We start from the raw sequence: 16,290 nt of genomic DNA on the forward strand, positions 1-16,290 counted from the left end.
GTCGTCACCTCCTGCTTTGCGCGCCTAGCGGTCACTCTGGCCTCGAAGTTCAGCCCTATGATCGCTTTGCGGACAGCGGCTGGGGGCGAAATATCCGACCGCGACCAGGACCACGGCCGAGAAGGGCGATCAGCCAGCCTTTTCGTTTGCTTGCCATTGCCTAGACCGTCTCATCGATCGGTGATGTCGGCCCACGGGTTGCTTTGGAATTCCCCTTTGCCCGCTCGCGCAGGCGCTGAAACGTCACGTAGAGCATCGGCACCAGGAAGATCCCGACAGAGCTCGCCGCAAGCATGCCCGCGAACACGGCCGTGCCGACGGCCCTGCGGCTGAGCTCGGCGGCGCCGGTCGCGATTACAAGCGGCACGAGGCCCAGGATGAAGGCAACCGAGGTCATCATCACTGCGCGGAAGCGCATATGCGCGCCCTGGATGGCGGACTGCTCGAGCGCCACGCCCGCCTCGTGCTGCTCCTTCGCAAACTCGACGATCAGGATACCGTTTTTGGCGGCGAGTGCGATTAGGACCACGAGCCCGATCTGACCGTACAGATCGAGATTGAGGCCAGCGACCTTGATACCGACGTAGGAGCCGAGCACGCCGACCAGGACCGACAACAGGACCGGAATCGAGACAATCGTGCTCTCATAGAGCGCGACCAGGAACAGATACGCGAACAGCACGGCAAGCGTGAGCACAATTCCGGTCTGGCCGGCGGCCTGTTGCTCCTGATAGGCGGTGCCGGTCCAGTCGAAACCGTAGCCCGCGGGCAGCACGGCATGAGAGACATCGGCCATCGCTGTGAGCGCGGTACCCGAGGAGACACCCGGCGCCGGGCTACCGTTCACCGTCACCGAGCGATAATTGTTGTAGCGGGTGATCACTTGAGGCCCGGTCACGATCTTGATCCCGGCAAGGGATCTGATCGGCACCATATGGCCGTTGGCGTTGCGCACGTAGATTTGCCAGATGTCCGAAATATCGGCGCGATCGAGCGCTTCGCCCTGAACGTTGACCTGCCAGGTGCGGCCAAACCGATTGAAGTTGTTGACGTAGATGCCGCCGAGCGTCGCCTGTAGGGCCGTGAAGATGTCGCTGATTGTCACTCCGAGCGCCTGGGCCCTGCGGCGGTCGATGTCGAGATAGATCGACGGATTTGTCGCCGTGAAGGTCGAAAAGACGCGCGTGAGCCGTGGGTCGGCGTTGGCGGCGCCGATCAGCGCACCGGTGACACTGGAGATTTCGGCCGGGTCCTGTCCTTCCAATGCCTGGAGCTGGTATTCGAAGCCACCGCCGGTGGAGAGCCCGATGATCGGCGGCAGATTGAACGGCAGGACATTGGCTTGGCGGATCTGCGCGCCAGCGGCGAAGGTTTGGCCGATCAGCGCTCGCGCAGAATCTGTTGCTGCCTTGCGATCGGCAAACGGCTTCAGGCGCGTGACCACCAGCGCGCTGTTCGGTTCGGATGCGCCGTCGAGCAGGGAAAAGCCGATGATGGCAAGGACGTGATCGACGGCGGGCATCTGCTTCAAGATATGTTCGAGCTGTTGGGTGACTTCGCTGGTTCGTGCCACCGACGCACCGTCCGGCAGTTGTACCGAGGTGAAGAAGGCTCCTTGATCTTCCTCGGGTAGGAAACCCGTCGGAGTGATCAGCGACATGCCGAAGATGCCGGCGGCGAACATTGTAATCAGCAGGAGCGAGAGGTCCGCCTTCTGCACCAAGCGGCGCACGCCGCTACTGTAGCGGTCGCGCAGCCAGTCGATGCCGCCAAGTACACGACCCATCAGGCCACGAGGCGGCCCGCGGTAGCGCAGGAACAGCGCGCACAGCGCCGGCGACAGCGTCAGTGCATTCAGTGCCGAAATCATCATGGCGGCGCTGATCGTGACCGCAAACTGACGAAACAGCGCGCCGGAAATGCCGGGAATGAAGGCGATCGGCACGAAGACGGAGAGCAGTACCAGCGTGATCGCGATGATCGGCGCCGTGATCTGTACCATAGCCTTCTTGCTGGCCTCGGCGGGAGAAAGCGAGGGCTCCTCCTCCATGATCCGCTCAACATTCTCAACGACGACGATGGCGTCATCGACCACGATGCCGATGGCGAGCAGGGACACCGTGTTGGCCGAATATCCGAGCACCAGCAGCACGGCGAAGGTGCCGACCAGGCTCACGGGAACGGCAACGGCCGGGATCACGGTGGCCCGGAGATTGCCGAGGAACAGGTACACCACGATCACGACTAACACGAAGGCCTCGCCTAGCGTCTGCAACACTTCCGCGATGGTGGCGCGCACGAAGCTCGTTGAATCGTATTGTACTAGGTAGCTCAGCCCCGTGGGAAAATGCTGTGACAGCCGCTGCATCGTCGCCGCCACCGCCTGTGCGGTGGTCACCGCATTGGCACCCGGTGATAGATAAATCGCCATCGGCACGGCCGCACGTCCGTCGATCCGCGCTTCACTGTCGAGATTTTGCGCGCCCATTTCGACACGTGCAACGTCTCCCACGAACAGCGATGAACCGTCCGGATTGGCGCGCAGCACGATTTGGGTGAATTGATCGACTGTGGCGAGCCTGCCCAGGGTCTGCACATTGAATTGGAACTGCTGGTCGTCGCTGATTGGGCGTGCGCCGATTCGGCCGACGGGGGCCTGGACGCTTTGCGTACGGATCGCGGCAATGACGTCTGATGGCGTGAGATTGAGGCTGGTGAGCCGCTGCGTGTCAAACCAGATCCGCATCGAGTAGTTCATCTTCGCGAACAGGTTCGCCTGGCCCACCCCCGGCGTGCTGGCGATCGCATCAAGCACGTTGATGATTGCATAGTTGGTGATGAAGAGCGGGTCCTGTTGGCCATTTCCGCTGTAGAGTACGAGGAACTGCAGGATCGAGGAGGAGCGCTTGTGCACCGTAACGCCCTGCTGCTGGACTTCGGTGGGCAATTGCGACAGAGCACTCTGCACGCGGTTGTTGACGTTGACGGTATTGATGTCGGGGTTGGTACCGAGCGCGAACGAAACCGTAAGTGTGTAGCTGCCGTCATTGGCGCTAGTCGATTTCATGTAGAGTGCGCGGTCGCTTCCAATGATCTGCGCCTCCAGCGGCTGGGCGACACTGCTCTCTACAACCTCGGCGGACGCGCCAGGGAAGATGCCGGCGACCGTGACCTGTGGCGGCACGATGTCTGGAAATTGCGCCACCGGGATTTGCGCCAGCGCCAGTGCGCCGGCAATGGTGATGATGAATGCGATCACCATCGAAAGCCGCGGACGATCGATGAAGACGGCGGACATCATGGTTTGTTATCCGCCGGACGAGCCTTGCCGGAGGGGCCGTGATCCGTTTGCGGAGCCGTGCCATCTGCGGCGGCTTTCATGCTCGACAGGATCAGCGCGCTGGCCGGTCCCGGCGACACGGTCTGGCCGGGACGAACCCGCTGCAGGCCTTCGACAATCACCTTGTCGCCGGCCGCAAGTCCGGCGATCACCGCCGCGACGGTCGGGGTCGATTGCCCGAGCTGGATGCGACGCTGTTCGGCCTCGTTGTCGGCGCCGAGAGCCAGAACATAGTTGCCCTGCTGGTCGGAGAGCACGGCCGAGCGAGGGATCACCAGCACCTCGACCGGCTGAACGCCCTCAAGCACTACGGTCACGAACTCGCCATCGGTCAACTCGTGAACGGGGACACCGGCCGCCGAGGGCGCCCGCAGGATCGGATTGGCGATCTCGCCACGCACGGTGATCGTATCAGTGCTCTGGGCGATGGTATTGTCGACGAAGTTCAGCTTGCCGGTTTTTCCGTACATTCGGCCGTTCGGCAGTCGCAGCCTGATGACCACGGCTTCCAGACCGCCTTGCGGCGCGTATCGTTCGCGCAGCTCCAGTCCCTGACGGACCGGCACGGGAAAGGTGACATACATCGGGTCTTGGCTGACGATGCTGGTCAGTATCCCCGAGCTTGGACTGACGACGTTGCCCACCGTCACCGCCGTGCGTCCGATCTTGCCGGCGATCGGCGCGCTGATCACTGTGTAATCGAGATTGATCTGAGAGGCCTGGACCCCGGCTTGCGCGGCTCGCACCTGGGCTTCGAGGCTCCGCTGGTTCGCGATTGCTGCGTCGTAGGTGGACTGTTGCCCGGCAGGGCCTCCGAGCAAGGTCCGCGCGCGTTCGGTCGTCAGCTTGGCATTCTCGAGTGTGGCCTCAAGCTGGGCCACCTGCGCCTGTCTCGATGCGAGATCCGCTTCGAAGGGACCACGCTCAAGCCGATAGAGCTCATCGCCTTTGCTGATTTCGGCGCCTTCCTCGAACAGGTGCCGTTCCAGAAATGCAGTGACGCGAGCAACGAGGTTGACCCGATTAATAGCCTCGATCCGCCCGAGAAATTCACTGTTCTCGGTGATCGGCCGCTTGGCCGCTTCCACGATGCCGACCGCGGGTGGCGCGGCCGAAGTCGACCGGGTTTGGGCCGATCCGCCGGCGATGACCATGAGGAGAGTTGCCCCCAGCAGCCTGATCGAGACGCCCGCAAAGTTCATTGTCCGCTCCTTGCACCGGACCTGGAGCCGGGTCAGTGCTTCACCGGCGCCTCGCTACTCCCGCCGCATGCGATTGCCGTGCGCAGGTTCGTCGTAGCCCTTGCGGCGGCTGTAGAACATCAGCCCGATCAGTCCGCAGCCGGTGACCAGCATCAGGATTGCAGCGCCTCCCAGGATGACGTTGCCGTAAAGCGGCATAGATGGCGTTGCCTGCCATACCGCCACGCAGTACCAGATTGCCGCAACGAGAAGAGCTGCCAGGAAGGTCACAACGACCCATCGATTCGTGATCCGCAAGGCTGCCTCCTTCGTCTGACTGGGACTAGCGCGGGCTTCGTCGGGAATCCGTCGACTGCGGATTGCGCGCGTTGCGATCCTAGTGCCACCGCCATCCGCAACGGCGACGACCGCGATGCCACCAACAAACCCAGCGGCGCCGGCGCGGCCGGCCCCATCCCCGTCGACGAGACGGTCGTCCCCATTGTGCTTGCGTCGGGAGGGCTGGTGGCTCGCTCGGCCGGCCGAGATCGTGAGCAATCGGCATCGCTTCCGCGGCCTCAATGAAACGAAGCCCGATGGCGCCGATCGCCACGGCAGCAACGGCATTCTGAGAAAAGCCAAGGAAAGCTCGACGGCTGGGTGTGTCCATCATCTTTCTTCTCCTTTGTTAGGCGGTTCGCCGCGCCGCCTGAAGCGCGTAAAGCAGCCACGCGAGGCCGTGCGAAATCAGATCGACGCCAAGCAGAAATCCGAGGGCCCAGACGCTGATGGTCGGAAAGCCGAATAGGATCAGCACGCCGGCGAGCAGCCCAAGGATGCCCGAGATCAGCATCATCCATCCGTTCTGCCGCCAATGGGCGAAGCTCAGCACGCATCGAATGACGCCTGAGGCGAACAGCACCGCGCCGAGGAGGTAGGTGAGGATCAAGGCACCGGAGGCGGGCTGGGTGAGCAGCACAAGGCCGAAGGCGGCGTAGAGTGCGCCGAGCAGGATCTGCCACAGGAACCCACCCCATCCCTTGGTCCAGAATGCATGGATGATCTCGAACGCGCCGGCCGCGATGGCCGTCAGTCCGATGAACTTGACGCTGATGATGGTTGCGAACGCCACGTCGCTGAGAGCTGCGAAACCGGCGGCGATCATCACGATTCCGAGAAGGGCGCAGACCCACAGCGGAGGAGCGCCCAAAGCCTCGATCTCGGAGCGGTCGTCATAGACTGTCATCCCATCCTCCTGGTCTGCGTGATGATCGGCACGCTTGGGATGCTAGCGTCGAACCCGCGCTGTCGACATCCGACGAAACCCTGAGCGATGGGGCGGGAATGTTCTCGTGGGCCCGAGCGGAGCGATTTTGTGCTCGATCGCCTTTGCAAGCTATCGCTGGCCGCGCGGACCCAGCGTCAGGTTAGTGACGCCGGCCGCCAGGTTGATCCCGATCGATCGCTCGATCGACAGGGGTTGCAACATCACGCTCCGTCGCGAGCCACCGATCAGGACGTTCGCACCGAGCCCGGGGCCGAACGCAAAGCTGCCGCTCGCGCCGACATAGTTGCCGCGCAAGGTGGCGGATCCGATCCGCGAATTCTTGGCGAGCACGGCCCAAGACAGGGTGCCGGCGCTGGTCACGCCGATATCAAGGCCGACACGCCGGATTCGTCCCTCATAGATGAACTGCCTCGGCGGATTTCTCGCAAAGAATGTGCAGCGCAACGACTGCACCGATCCGAGCACAAGCCCGACGCGCGGGTTGCTGAAGCATAGGAGCCGGCCGACCCTAAACGTCTCGGCGCGCGCAGGCGGGGTGGCGGCGCATAGCAGTGCGGACGCGCCGAAGACTGCAACAAGCCGTATCATTCGCATTCAGGCCTCCACTTGACTGTTGGTATCGGAGAGCGCGCTCCTCGGTCGGCCGTCCTGGCGGAGCCAGAATGCGATGCCGAGTCCGATCAGCAGCACTGCGCCCAGCAGGAAGAAAAAGTCGGACTGTTTCAGCCAGGATATCGCCGGGACGGCAATGCCCATGGCAAGGCCGAGGAAAGAGATCTGCAGCGATAGAAGGCTGACGCCAGCGAGGAACGTGCCGAGCGCAAGCAAAGTCAGCAGGACAAGGCCGGTCGCCGGAGTCGGAAGCAATTGCTGAACGCCCGACACCAGAATGATGTTCATCGTGACCAGCACGGCGACCCAGTGCAGCGCTTGGGTCCAGATCAAGCGGAGCCGGGCCTCCTTGCCTTGGGTCTCCGGCCATTTGGTGACGACGCACACGATGCAGATGGCAAGCGCCAGGAATTCCCAGTAGCCGACGAGAGGTTGGTGGGAAACGTTGGTATAGGCGACGCCCGCGATGGCAAGCACCAGCGCCACGACATAAGGAAGCTGCTGCCACAGGAATTGGGCCATTGTCGATTGAGGCGAGGGAGGATCGGTAGCCTCCTGCCGTGGCGCACCGCTCTGGTTCATGGGGTCCTCGCTCACGATTCACCGCTGTTAAACGTCTGCTTGAACTCGTCGCCGAGGTAGTCCTCGACATAGAATCGGATGATTGCGACACGGCCGATCGCCACCAGGGGCATGGCGAGCGCGATGCCCAGGACGCCGAACAGCGCACCCAGCAGGACGATGGCGACCAACGTCCAGGCAGGAGGGATCTCGACGGCCTGACGCTGGATCAGCGGACCGATGACATAGCCTTCGACCGACTGGATCATCGAGTAAATGAGGACGGCCCAGATCAGCAGGGAACTGCCGAGCGGCATTGCGACCAGCGCGATCGGTATTGCGGCTACGATTGGTCCGACATAGGGGATGAAATTCGACAGGCCCGCCTGCAGTCCGAGCACGAAGGGTCCAGGCAACCCAATGAGGTAGAGCGCGGCCCAGACCCACAACGTCATGAGTATGACGCGGATGAACTGCCCGACGAGCCACAGCCGCATGACATTGCCCATCTCGTCCATGACGGTTCTCGTCCGCTGGCGCTGGGAGGGCTTCACCAGCATGATCAGGCTTTCACGGTGGCTGGTTGGGTCTAGACCAAAGAGGATCCCGAGGAACAGGACCACTAGGACACCGGTCAGAAGGCTCGAGGCTCCGCCAAGCAGGAACTGAGCATGGCTGAGAAACCGGCCTTGATCCGAGAACAGCCACTGCGCAAAGTCGCGGCCCCATTCCGGACCGAGCAGATCCACGCCATATGACAGAAGATGCTCCTGCAGGATGTCGAGCTGGTTGTCCATGACTTTCAGCAAGAGGCGCGTCTGCTCCGGCAGCTTGCCCGCGCCCCAGATCACTCCAAATCCCGACAGAGCGGAGAACAGCAACAGAACCAGCGTCAGCCGTGCGGCGCGATTGAGCGGGAGGACGGCCGCCAGGGCTCTTGCGCAAGCATCCAGAAACGCGGCGAACAACACGCCTGCAAAGATCAGCAGGAGACTGGAGACCGTCTGCCACACCAGAAATAGCAAGACGCAGGCGGCCACCAGGCCGAGCCCGGTTGCGAGAATGCCGCGCCGTGTGCCGTTCTCCGGTACGACGGCGGAGTCATCGCGTGGAGCGATCTCGCGGAGTCTCTCCGGTGCTGTTCTGGACTCGTTCATGGTATCGGTTCAATCGCCGTCGCCTATGGCCTAGGTCCGGACGCGCCGGCTGCCAAAGTGCGGATGCTTTCCGCCGCGATGACGCCAGTAGCGGTGCTTCGTCGGGTTCGTATTGGTGTTGGGAGCTGCCTTCTCCGGTGGCGACGCGCCGGCGCCGCTTTGGGCAGACACGCCGGTCTCAGTCAACTGGGCCAGCGACACGGTTGGAAAGGCGCAGACCGCCATCGATCCGCACATGATCAAGGCGCCACAGATGGCCCGTGTGCTCATATTCGCCTCCATGCAAACTAGGGATAAAGATTCAAATCGATATGGCTCCGGTTGCGAGTGCGTAAACGCCGGCGCACGCGGCAATCGTGATCGCTGCAAAAAGCATAGCTTCGAATGGCCTGAAGATCGCTTCCTTGCGCTCGCGTTTCGCAAGCAGAAACAGCAGAGTGCCGGGTGCATAGAGGATGGACGACAGCAAGAGAAATTTCGGTCCGCCGGCGTAGATCATGCCAGCTGCATAGATCGTTGCGATAGCCGATCGGATCCAGTCGGTGGTGCGAGCGCGCTCGCCCGCGCGGTAGGTCTCGCCCGACCATGCAAGCTTTAAGCCGTACGCCGCGACAAAGAAATACGGGATCAGCGTCATCGCGCTTGTCATCTTCAACGCGAGTGTGAACGCGTACTCCGCAAACCAGGCGACAAGCAGAAAGATCTGGATGACGCAATTTGTGAGCCAGAGCGCGCCGGCAGGGACCTTGTGCGCATTCACCCTGGCAAGAAAGGAAGGCATGGTACGGTGGATCGCCGCGGAATGCAGGATCTCGGCCGCCAGCAGTGACCAAGACAGGTAGTTGCCGAGAACCGAGATCAGGAGCGCCAGGCTGATGAATACGCCGCCCCAGCGGCCGACAATCGCTTCCATCACGCCAGCCATGGATGGCGTCGGAAGATCCGCTAGTTCAGCTCTCGGCAACACGCCGTAGGACAAGAGCGTCACGAGAACGAGCAGGCCGAGCACCGTCAGAAATCCGGCAATGGTTGCGAAGCCGATGTCGGCACGGCCCCGGGCGTAGCGGGAGTAGACGCTCGCGCCTTCAATTCCGACGAACACGAACACGGTCAGCAGCATCGTGCCGCGAACCTGAGAAAACACACTCGACGCATCCGACTGCTCCGTTCCGTGGAAATTAACGGCGAACAGCTCGCCGTTAAAAGCCATGACGGCGGTGCCAATGAACAGCAAAATCGGGATGATCTTTGTGTAGGTCGCAATCGTATTGAGCGTGGCTGCGCTCTTGATGCCGCGCAGCAGCAAAATGTGCACTCCCCACAGCAGGACAGACGCCGAAGCGATCGCCACCGGAGTTGTCCCATCGCCGAACACGGGAAAAAACTGTCCGAGCGTTGCCTTGATCAAGACGAGACAGGCGACGTCTGCAAGACAGCAACCGATCCAGTACCCGACGGCTGAAGCAAAGCCGATGTAGTCGCCAAATCCGGCTCTGGCATAGGCATAGATCCCGGCATCGAGGTCGGGCTTGCGGTGTGACAACGTCTGGAACACGAAAGCCAGCATCAGCATGCCGCTGCCCGCGATAGCCCAGGCGATCATTGCTCCAAGCGCACCCGTGGTTCGTCCGAACGCCGCAGGTAATGCGAAAATGCCGGACCCCACCATCGAGCCGATCACGAGCGCGATGAGCGCATTCCGCGAGAGTTTCTGGTCGACCGCATTCGGCGGGGGAGCCATGACGGGATGGCCTTCCAATCCGGGATGCGACGGGCATTGATGCCCGCCGCATTGGAGAAGACCTTAGACGTGGCTTTCCCCTTCGCACATCAGGGATTCTCTGTAGGAGCGAGGGCAGGAAATTGACGTACTGGAAGGTTGGGCATCGCCGTCAGGTTCTTGGGGAAGGGGCAGTCGCGCTTTGACCGGGACTGGATGATGGCCCGGAAGCGGCTGCCAAAAGCACGACGCTGAAACGGCAGAACTCGCCGGCCTTCGCGAGTTCAGCCGCTATGCATCGGGCATGCAGGGCCGCTGCATCCTGACTGGCGAGCTCGCATCCGGTCCCATCGGGCGAGAGACCGTATTTGTCGACGATATGAAAGTAGAAGCGCATACCGGCCGGATTAGGCCGGATCGCGGCCGTTTTCCAAGTGACAAACGCGTAATGCGTCTCCGCCCAAAGGAGAACTTCCGGCGGTTTCGATTACCGGTTCGTAATCACCGTGCTCAGGTGCGCAGTACTGAAAAAGCTGTGCGATAGGGTGATTGTCCTTGCCAACTCTCGGGTGATTGTCCGATGCCGTCTACTGAAACCCAGAGATAGCATGACCTGATCAGCGACCTCCGACAGGAGATAGGCAATGTCGAACTATGATCCGAACGTGACGATGGCGGGAGCGGGCGGCGGCAACGCAATCGCGGTCAATGCTGGACTGAGTAGCTACATGCTGCGCATCTACAACTATATGGCTGCCGGCATCGGCCTAACGGCTGTTGTCGCGTGGCTCACCTATCAGCTCACCAGTCCTGCATTGCTGCAGAGCCCGTTGATGTGGGTCTTCATACTGGCGCCGCTGGGTTTGGTCTTCATCGGCTCGCGGATCAATACGCTGTCGGTGTCGACCGCGCGTCTTTTGTTCTTCATCTATGCGGCGCTGGTCGGCGTGTCGCTCTCGACTCTGCTCCACATCTACACCAGCGCCTCGATTGCGCGCGTCTTCTTCATCACCGCGGCGACGTTCGGGGCGCTCAGCGTCTTTGGCTATACCACAAGGCGAGACTTATCCGGTCTCGGCACCTTCCTGTTCATGGGCCTTATCGGGATCATCATCGCCAGCCTGGTGAATCTGTTCCTGCAATCCAGCGGGCTTGACTGGCTGATCTCGATTGTGGGCGTCGGCGTATTTGCCGGGCTGACGGCCTACGACACGCAACGGATCAAGGCCATGCATGACAGCGGGGACGACGAAACAACCAGAGGCCGCAAGTCGGTGATTTCAGCGCTGTCGCTGTATCTCAACTTTATCAACCTGTTCATGATGCTGCTGCGTCTGGCCGGCAACCGCCGCTAAGTGGCTTCAGGCCGCCGGCCGCTCCGCGGCGCTTGCCAATGCGTCGCGCAGAGCCCGTTCTTTGGCGTCGTCCAGGGACGTCTTCAGCACGGTCCCTCCGGCGTCCTTGATCTCCTTCAAGACCTTGTCCGCAGTCATATTCTTGATCAGCACGAACAAGGCGGCGTTGCCCGTGTGAAGTGATACTGATAATTCCTTCATGAAGGAGTCGTCGATGCCGAAATCGGACAGTGCGCCGCCAAGTGCGCCGGAGGCTGCGCCGACGGCGACACCGAGTATCGGATTGAGGAAGATCATGCCGATCAGAAGTCCCCAGAAACCGCCGGTCACCGCGCCCATCGACGTCGTGTTGACGAGCTGATTGAGCTTGATGCCGCCGGAATCCGTCTTCACGGCGATCACTGCATCGCTGATGGTGATCAGATATTCCTTCTGCAGCTTGAGCAGCCGCTGACGCACTTCCTCGGCCTTCGCCTCGGATGGATACACGATCGCTACTAGATCGGACATGCAAACCTCCTGCTGGATCAAGCTCCGCCGCGGCCAAGACGATGCGCCAACCGGTGCAACCGTGCCACTGGCGGAACGCGCTGTCGAACACTAGCTTTCGATCCGCTGGCGTGGGATCGGAGAAAACCCTTAGGCATGGGGATGAATGTTCCTGATCGTCGATGCCGGAGGGGCGCTTAAGGCTACCTTATCCCGGCCGAGAGGTATGCGCCCCAACCATCAGTGCGCCAAACAGCAGCGCCAGGATGAGGAGGAACATGCTGGCCGCAGGCCACTGGCAGAGAACGCGATTGGCCCTCTCTAGGCAGCCAACGGACCTATGGCAGCTGCGTTGAAATAGACCGAGTATGCCGGCGGCAATCTTCCAACGCGTCGAATAGGCATGCGGATGCGGCCAGGGAGCGACCAGAACCGCCAACACCACGCCACCCAGGACGGAGAAGAATGTTTTGGTGAGAGTCTCGGCCGCAAAGATACCTGACATCGAACCGTGCGGGGCAGCTAGATAGGGATCCCAAGGCAACAAGCCGAGCGATAACGAGCAAAGGGCCAGCACAAGCGGCGCCATGTTCTGGGCGTGTTGTGCCGGACCGGTCGATGCAATCCGCTCGTCCGTAGGCGCCAGCGCGTGAGCCAAGACCAAGATGACGTAGGCCGCTGTAAACATTCCGCCCGCCTCGAGCACGACCGCCCACCACCACTGCCCCCTTTCGGCTGCGGCACGAAGCAACAGCTCTTTTGCCAGCGACGCACCGCTCGGCTGTACGCCTACCAACGCGATGCCGGCGAGAGCAAAAAGCTAAGACGCTCAACGGCATCGTTCTCACCAGACCGTGCAAGTCTGTGAGGCGATCATGACCCAGCCTCGCATAGATCGATCCGGCAGCCATGAACATCGCCGCTTTGGCCGTGGCATGGGAGACGGCCTGCAGCAGACCGCCTGACAAAGCGTTGCCGTCCTCCAGCCTGCCCGAAGCGTCGAACGCGAGCGGAAACATCAGGAAGAGATATCCGAGCTGTGCCACGGTCGAATAGGCGATCAAGAGCTTCAGCCGTTCCTGGCGCAGAGCGAGAACGCTGCCGAACATGATCGCCGCTGCTCCCAGAGCGGCGAGCAGTTGCGTGGCTGGCAAACCAGGTAGCGCGGGCATCACCTGGAACCAGAGCCGCACGATGATGAAGAAAGATCCCTTCACGACAAGGCCCGACAGGATCGCGCTGGCGGCCGCCGGCGCGCCTGCGTGGGCGGGGGGCAGCCAGAGATGTAGGGGAAACAGTGCGGTTTTGGCCAGAAGACCCGCCGTCATCAATGCCGCCGCGAGGAATGACGCGGGTTCTGCCTGGATCCGATGCGACAGCAGCGCGATATAAAGCGTACCATAGCAACCATAGAGGAGCGCCGTGCCCAGCAGGTAGAGCACGGAGCCGAGCAATGCGAACAGCAGGTACCGTATCGCAGCTCGCAGCGTATCCGGACGGCCTTCCAGCGAGACCAGCGGCACTGCGGCGAACGTCAGCAATTCCAGGGCGACGTAAAGCGTGAAGAGGTCTCCGCCGACAAAGATCGTGTCCAGCGCCGCCCAGATCGCCAGCAGCAGGATCCAGAATGCGAATGGCGCGCGCGTCGCCGTATCCTTGAAATCAGCATGGGCTAGACGGCGACCGCGCAGATCACGACCGAGGTCGCCGCGAGCATCACCGCAGACAGTCCGTCCGCGCGCAGAGCCACCCCCAATGGGGGCGGCCAAGCGCCCAGCAGGTAGACGAGAGGCCAGGTGCTTTGCCGAAGGGTCACCAGAATCGTCACCGCGATCGCCAATCCCAGCGGGATTATCGCGTATGCGACCAGCCTGACGTGTCGGTCGCCAAGAACGAAGGCCAGCATGACGCCCATAACGGGCATAGCGATAGACAGCACCAGCAGGAAGCCGCTCGGGGTTGTTGTCGCCTCAAGCGCGGGGGCAGGGGACAGCATCAGCCGTGACCTGGGTCGTCGCCCGGCGAGACGCGACTGCTCGGCTCCGGAACGGCCGTCGTCTGGAACAAGCGCAGCAGGAGTGCAATCGCTAATGCCGTTGCGGAGAACGCGACGACGATGCCGGTGATCACCAATGCTTGCGGCACCGGATCATTGCCCATTCCTGCCGCCGCACCCCGCCGCCCAACGACGCCGAACAGGAGAAACACGCCGCTGCCGAGCAGATTGAAGGCGAGGATCTTCCGCAGCGGCCGCGGGTCCGTGATCAGACCGTAGAGTCCAAGACCGGCCACGGCAGCAGCGCACGGTCCGAACACCGTCACGGTGCTCATGATTGCACGCTCCGTTCTGGTGCGCCTGCGAGCAGCAGGCCGAGCGTTGCGGCGATCGTCAACGTCATCGCGACCTCGATGCCGAGTATCAGTGGCTTGGCTAGGGCGGGCGGATAGGAAAGGAATGCCTGGCCGAACAGAAGACCGGCAAGGCCAACGACAAGGAACAGGCCGGGCCCGACAACGAGGAACAGCCTCGTCCAGCGGAGGCTCGCGGGTGGAGTGTCCACCAACCCCGCCATGATGGCCAGCAGCCACATGGACGCGAGAATCGCGCCGCCCTGAAACGCTCCGCCAGGCTGATCGGCGCCGGTCCAGAGGACATGAATCCCGACGACGGTCCCGATCGGCGGCAACAGGCGCGCAAGAAAGACGAGGACGCCACGAGGATCGGCTTCGTGGCGTGGCCCGGGACGGCCGCCCCAGGCACAGTCAGGTGCAAGCGACCAAACGCCGACGACGGCCAGCAGAAGTACGACTTTCTCGAGCATCGTATCCATCGCACGGTACGCCATCAGGACGTTGGTGACCGGATTGGACAGGCCGGTCGCCCCGGCATTTGCAACAGCCACCGGAGCAAGCGTCGGAGCAGGATCGGGCAGCACCAGGACCGCACCCGCCAGGGCTGCGGCCATCAACACCGACAGCGCTGTCGCGCCAGCTCGCAGCAGCGTGCCCGGCGTTTTCTCCGCCATCAGGTCGGCATCCCGCAACCGCGCCGCCGCACCCAGCAGCAACACGCCACCAAGCCCTCCGCCGATTGCGGCCTCGGTCAGCGCGACATCGACAGCGTCGAGACGTACCCAGATGAGTGCCACCAGCAGTCCATAGGCGACGAATCCGACCGTGGCCGAAAAAATCTCCGGCACGACGATCGTCCAGACGCCAAGTCCTAGAACGATCGCAGCCAGCACAATTTCGAAGACCGTCGCAATGCTCATCGGTTCAATTGGCCATGGCGCGCCGCGCGCGCAATCAGTTGGGAGACGGTGGCGCCGGCGAGCAGGCCGAGCAGCCAGATGCCGATCAGCTTCAACCCGTCGCGAAGGCCCGCAGCTTGCGGGAGCAGTCCGAGCACGACGAGACCGAGGCCGAGATTGTCCGCCTTCGTGAGCGCGTGCAGACGTGTTAGGGTATCAGGAAAGCGAAGCAGACCGACCGTACCGGCCAGGAAGAAGAACGCGCCGGCCGAGACGGCCGCAACTGTCATCATGTCGCGTGCGAGGCTCATTTGTCCTCCGTTGATGCGATCCCATCGGCTTCGAAGCGCGAAAGCCCCTTCTTGACGAACGCGATGGAGGCGAAGGTGGCGAGCAGTGCCAAGGTCAAGGCCACGTCGATTGCCGCGGGTGAGCCCGCCACGGTGCCGAGCAGCAGCAGCGCCGCAATACCTCCGGTCCCGATCAGCTGCGTCGCCATCATGCGGTCGGCGTCTCCAGGACCTCGCAGGATCGACACCAGCCCAAGCGCCAGCATTGCCAGAATGAAGCCGACCGCGGCAGTCAGGAACTCAGTCATTGTAAAGCGCTCGCACCAAGGCCGCCTCCTCCTGATCAAGTTCCGCGATCACTGGCTGATCGACGTCGAGGCAGTGATAGAGGAGTTGCGCCTCCTCCTCTCCGGCCGGCACGGTGCCTGGCAACAGGCTGGTAAGTGTTGCGAACACGTTGCGACGCAGGCCGCGCGGAAGACGGGTTGGATACGCGACGAATCCCGGGCGCAGCGGCAGGCCGGGATCGAGTGCGCGCCTTGCGACGTCCACTCCGGCCACAACGGACTGGTACAGGAACAGAAGCGCCAGTCGGAGGATGGCGCGAAGTGAGCGCCGCGACGTGCCAGGCTCCAGCAACCACAAGCTCGTCCAGGTTGCTGTCGCAACGGCGATTGTTGCTGCAGGAATGTCATCGAGAGAGGTGCCGGCAAGCACGAGCCAAAGGCAGAGGAACCATGCCGCTCGGGAAGCCGCGCTTCGCCAGGATACTCCGACCTCCGTACGCGCGTCTCGCTTTCCTGAGGGGCCTCTCACGTCGGAGTCCTCGACTGGCGACGGGTTAGGTCGCGCCGTTCGGCGCTGTTTCAAAAACCAGGCCTCGTGCATTGAAGGACGGGATTCCGGCGGCGGCGCTGTCGGCGGCCGCAGCCGGGAACCCGTCGATGTGTCGAAACGGGGGTTGGTGTAACGATACAACAGCATCCACACCGGTTCGAATGGCGTCCACGAGCGGATCGTTCGACGCCATCGCCCTGGATGGGCTC

Annotated in this window: 20 protein-coding genes; 1 reads left to right on the top strand and 19 read right to left on the bottom strand. The window is 62.4% G+C overall.

The genetic code is table 11. From position 1 onward, the window contains the following. Positions 1-160: 160 nt before the first annotated feature. The 11 genes from QCM77_RS15840 to QCM77_RS15890 form a co-directional block, all read right to left on the bottom strand. Positions 161-3,301 carry an efflux RND transporter permease subunit gene (locus tag QCM77_RS15840; protein ID WP_279684180.1) on the bottom strand — a complete coding sequence of 1,047 codons (3,141 nt, stop codon included), beginning with the start codon at positions 3,299-3,301 and terminating at the stop codon, positions 161-163. Further along, positions 3,298-4,542: an efflux RND transporter periplasmic adaptor subunit gene (locus QCM77_RS15845; RefSeq protein ID WP_279684181.1), complete on the bottom strand. Its 1,245-nt coding sequence runs from the start codon at positions 4,540-4,542 to the stop codon at positions 3,298-3,300. The genes QCM77_RS15840 and QCM77_RS15845 overlap by 4 nt, the downstream gene beginning before the upstream one ends. Before the next feature lie 54 nt (positions 4,543-4,596). Next, entirely contained in the window at positions 4,597-4,839 is a 243-nt protein-coding gene (locus QCM77_RS15850) for a hypothetical protein (RefSeq protein WP_279662930.1), read from the bottom strand. 79 nt (positions 4,840-4,918) lie between these two features. After that, positions 4,919-5,194 (bottom strand): twin-arginine translocation signal domain-containing protein, encoded by a 276-nt coding sequence (locus QCM77_RS15855; protein ID WP_462804324.1) that lies wholly within the window; start codon positions 5,192-5,194, stop codon positions 4,919-4,921. A gap of 15 nt (positions 5,195-5,209) precedes the next feature. Then, positions 5,210-5,767, bottom strand: coding sequence for an HdeD family acid-resistance protein (locus tag QCM77_RS15860; protein ID WP_279662929.1), 558 nt, complete (start codon positions 5,765-5,767; stop codon positions 5,210-5,212). A gap of 150 nt (positions 5,768-5,917) precedes the next feature. Beyond that, positions 5,918-6,403 (bottom strand): DUF992 domain-containing protein, encoded by a 486-nt coding sequence (locus QCM77_RS15865; RefSeq protein WP_279662928.1) that lies wholly within the window; start codon positions 6,401-6,403, stop codon positions 5,918-5,920. Then, positions 6,404-7,003, bottom strand: a complete 600-nt coding sequence (locus tag QCM77_RS15870; RefSeq protein ID WP_279684182.1) for a hypothetical protein — start codon at positions 7,001-7,003, stop codon at positions 6,404-6,406. 11 nt (positions 7,004-7,014) lie between these two features. Next, on the bottom strand, positions 7,015-8,139 hold the full coding sequence (locus QCM77_RS15875) for an AI-2E family transporter (RefSeq protein WP_279684183.1): 1,125 nt from the start codon (positions 8,137-8,139) through the stop codon (positions 7,015-7,017). A 30-nt stretch (positions 8,140-8,169) separates the two neighbouring features. Next, a complete protein-coding gene (locus QCM77_RS15880; RefSeq protein WP_279662925.1) occupies positions 8,170-8,409 on the bottom strand; it encodes a hypothetical protein in 240 nt (79 codons plus the stop codon). Positions 8,410-8,440: 31 nt separating this feature from the next. After that, on the bottom strand, positions 8,441-9,880 hold the full coding sequence (locus tag QCM77_RS15885) for a basic amino acid/polyamine antiporter (protein ID WP_279684184.1): 1,440 nt from the start codon (positions 9,878-9,880) through the stop codon (positions 8,441-8,443). Between the two features lie 151 nt (positions 9,881-10,031). Beyond that, positions 10,032-10,256 (bottom strand): DUF6894 family protein, encoded by a 225-nt coding sequence (locus tag QCM77_RS15890; RefSeq protein WP_462676040.1) that lies wholly within the window; start codon positions 10,254-10,256, stop codon positions 10,032-10,034. Positions 10,257-10,503: 247 nt separating this feature from the next. Here QCM77_RS15890 and QCM77_RS15895 point away from each other — a divergent pair, with 247 nt between their 5' ends. Continuing rightward, positions 10,504-11,214, top strand: a complete 711-nt coding sequence (locus QCM77_RS15895) for a Bax inhibitor-1/YccA family protein (protein ID WP_279684185.1) — start codon at positions 10,504-10,506, stop codon at positions 11,212-11,214. A gap of 6 nt (positions 11,215-11,220) precedes the next feature. Here QCM77_RS15895 and QCM77_RS15900 read toward each other — a convergent pair whose 3' ends face one another. From QCM77_RS15900 to QCM77_RS15935, 8 genes are all read right to left on the bottom strand, one after another. After that, positions 11,221-11,724 carry a DUF1269 domain-containing protein gene (locus tag QCM77_RS15900; RefSeq protein ID WP_279662922.1) on the bottom strand — a complete coding sequence of 168 codons (504 nt, stop codon included), beginning with the start codon at positions 11,722-11,724 and terminating at the stop codon, positions 11,221-11,223. A 317-nt stretch (positions 11,725-12,041) separates the two neighbouring features. Further along, positions 12,042-13,472 (bottom strand): complex I subunit 5 family protein, encoded by a 1,431-nt coding sequence (locus QCM77_RS15905; protein ID WP_279684186.1) that lies wholly within the window; start codon positions 13,470-13,472, stop codon positions 12,042-12,044. After that, positions 13,376-13,699, bottom strand: a complete 324-nt coding sequence (locus tag QCM77_RS15910; protein ID WP_279662920.1) for a hypothetical protein — start codon at positions 13,697-13,699, stop codon at positions 13,376-13,378. Before QCM77_RS15910 ends, QCM77_RS15905 begins: the two co-directional genes overlap by 97 nt. Further along, positions 13,699-14,034, bottom strand: coding sequence for an NADH-quinone oxidoreductase subunit K (locus QCM77_RS15915; RefSeq protein WP_279684187.1), 336 nt, complete (start codon positions 14,032-14,034; stop codon positions 13,699-13,701). The genes QCM77_RS15910 and QCM77_RS15915 overlap by 1 nt, the downstream gene beginning before the upstream one ends. Then, a complete protein-coding gene (locus QCM77_RS15920; protein ID WP_279662918.1) occupies positions 14,031-14,975 on the bottom strand; it encodes an MnhB domain-containing protein in 945 nt (314 codons plus the stop codon). The genes QCM77_RS15915 and QCM77_RS15920 overlap by 4 nt, the downstream gene beginning before the upstream one ends. Next, a complete protein-coding gene (locus QCM77_RS15925) occupies positions 14,972-15,265 on the bottom strand; it encodes a monovalent cation/H(+) antiporter subunit G (protein ID WP_279662917.1) in 294 nt (97 codons plus the stop codon). Before QCM77_RS15925 ends, QCM77_RS15920 begins: the two co-directional genes overlap by 4 nt. Further along, positions 15,262-15,552 carry an MrpF/PhaF family protein gene (locus tag QCM77_RS15930; RefSeq protein WP_279662916.1) on the bottom strand — a complete coding sequence of 97 codons (291 nt, stop codon included), beginning with the start codon at positions 15,550-15,552 and terminating at the stop codon, positions 15,262-15,264. The genes QCM77_RS15925 and QCM77_RS15930 overlap by 4 nt, the downstream gene beginning before the upstream one ends. Beyond that, positions 15,545-16,228: a Na+/H+ antiporter subunit E gene (locus QCM77_RS15935; RefSeq protein ID WP_347882374.1), complete on the bottom strand. Its 684-nt coding sequence runs from the start codon at positions 16,226-16,228 to the stop codon at positions 15,545-15,547. Before QCM77_RS15935 ends, QCM77_RS15930 begins: the two co-directional genes overlap by 8 nt. Positions 16,229-16,290 lie beyond the last annotated feature (62 nt).

Source organism: Bradyrhizobium nivariense (assembly GCF_029846695.2).
GTDB lineage: Bacteria > Pseudomonadota > Alphaproteobacteria > Rhizobiales > Xanthobacteraceae > Bradyrhizobium.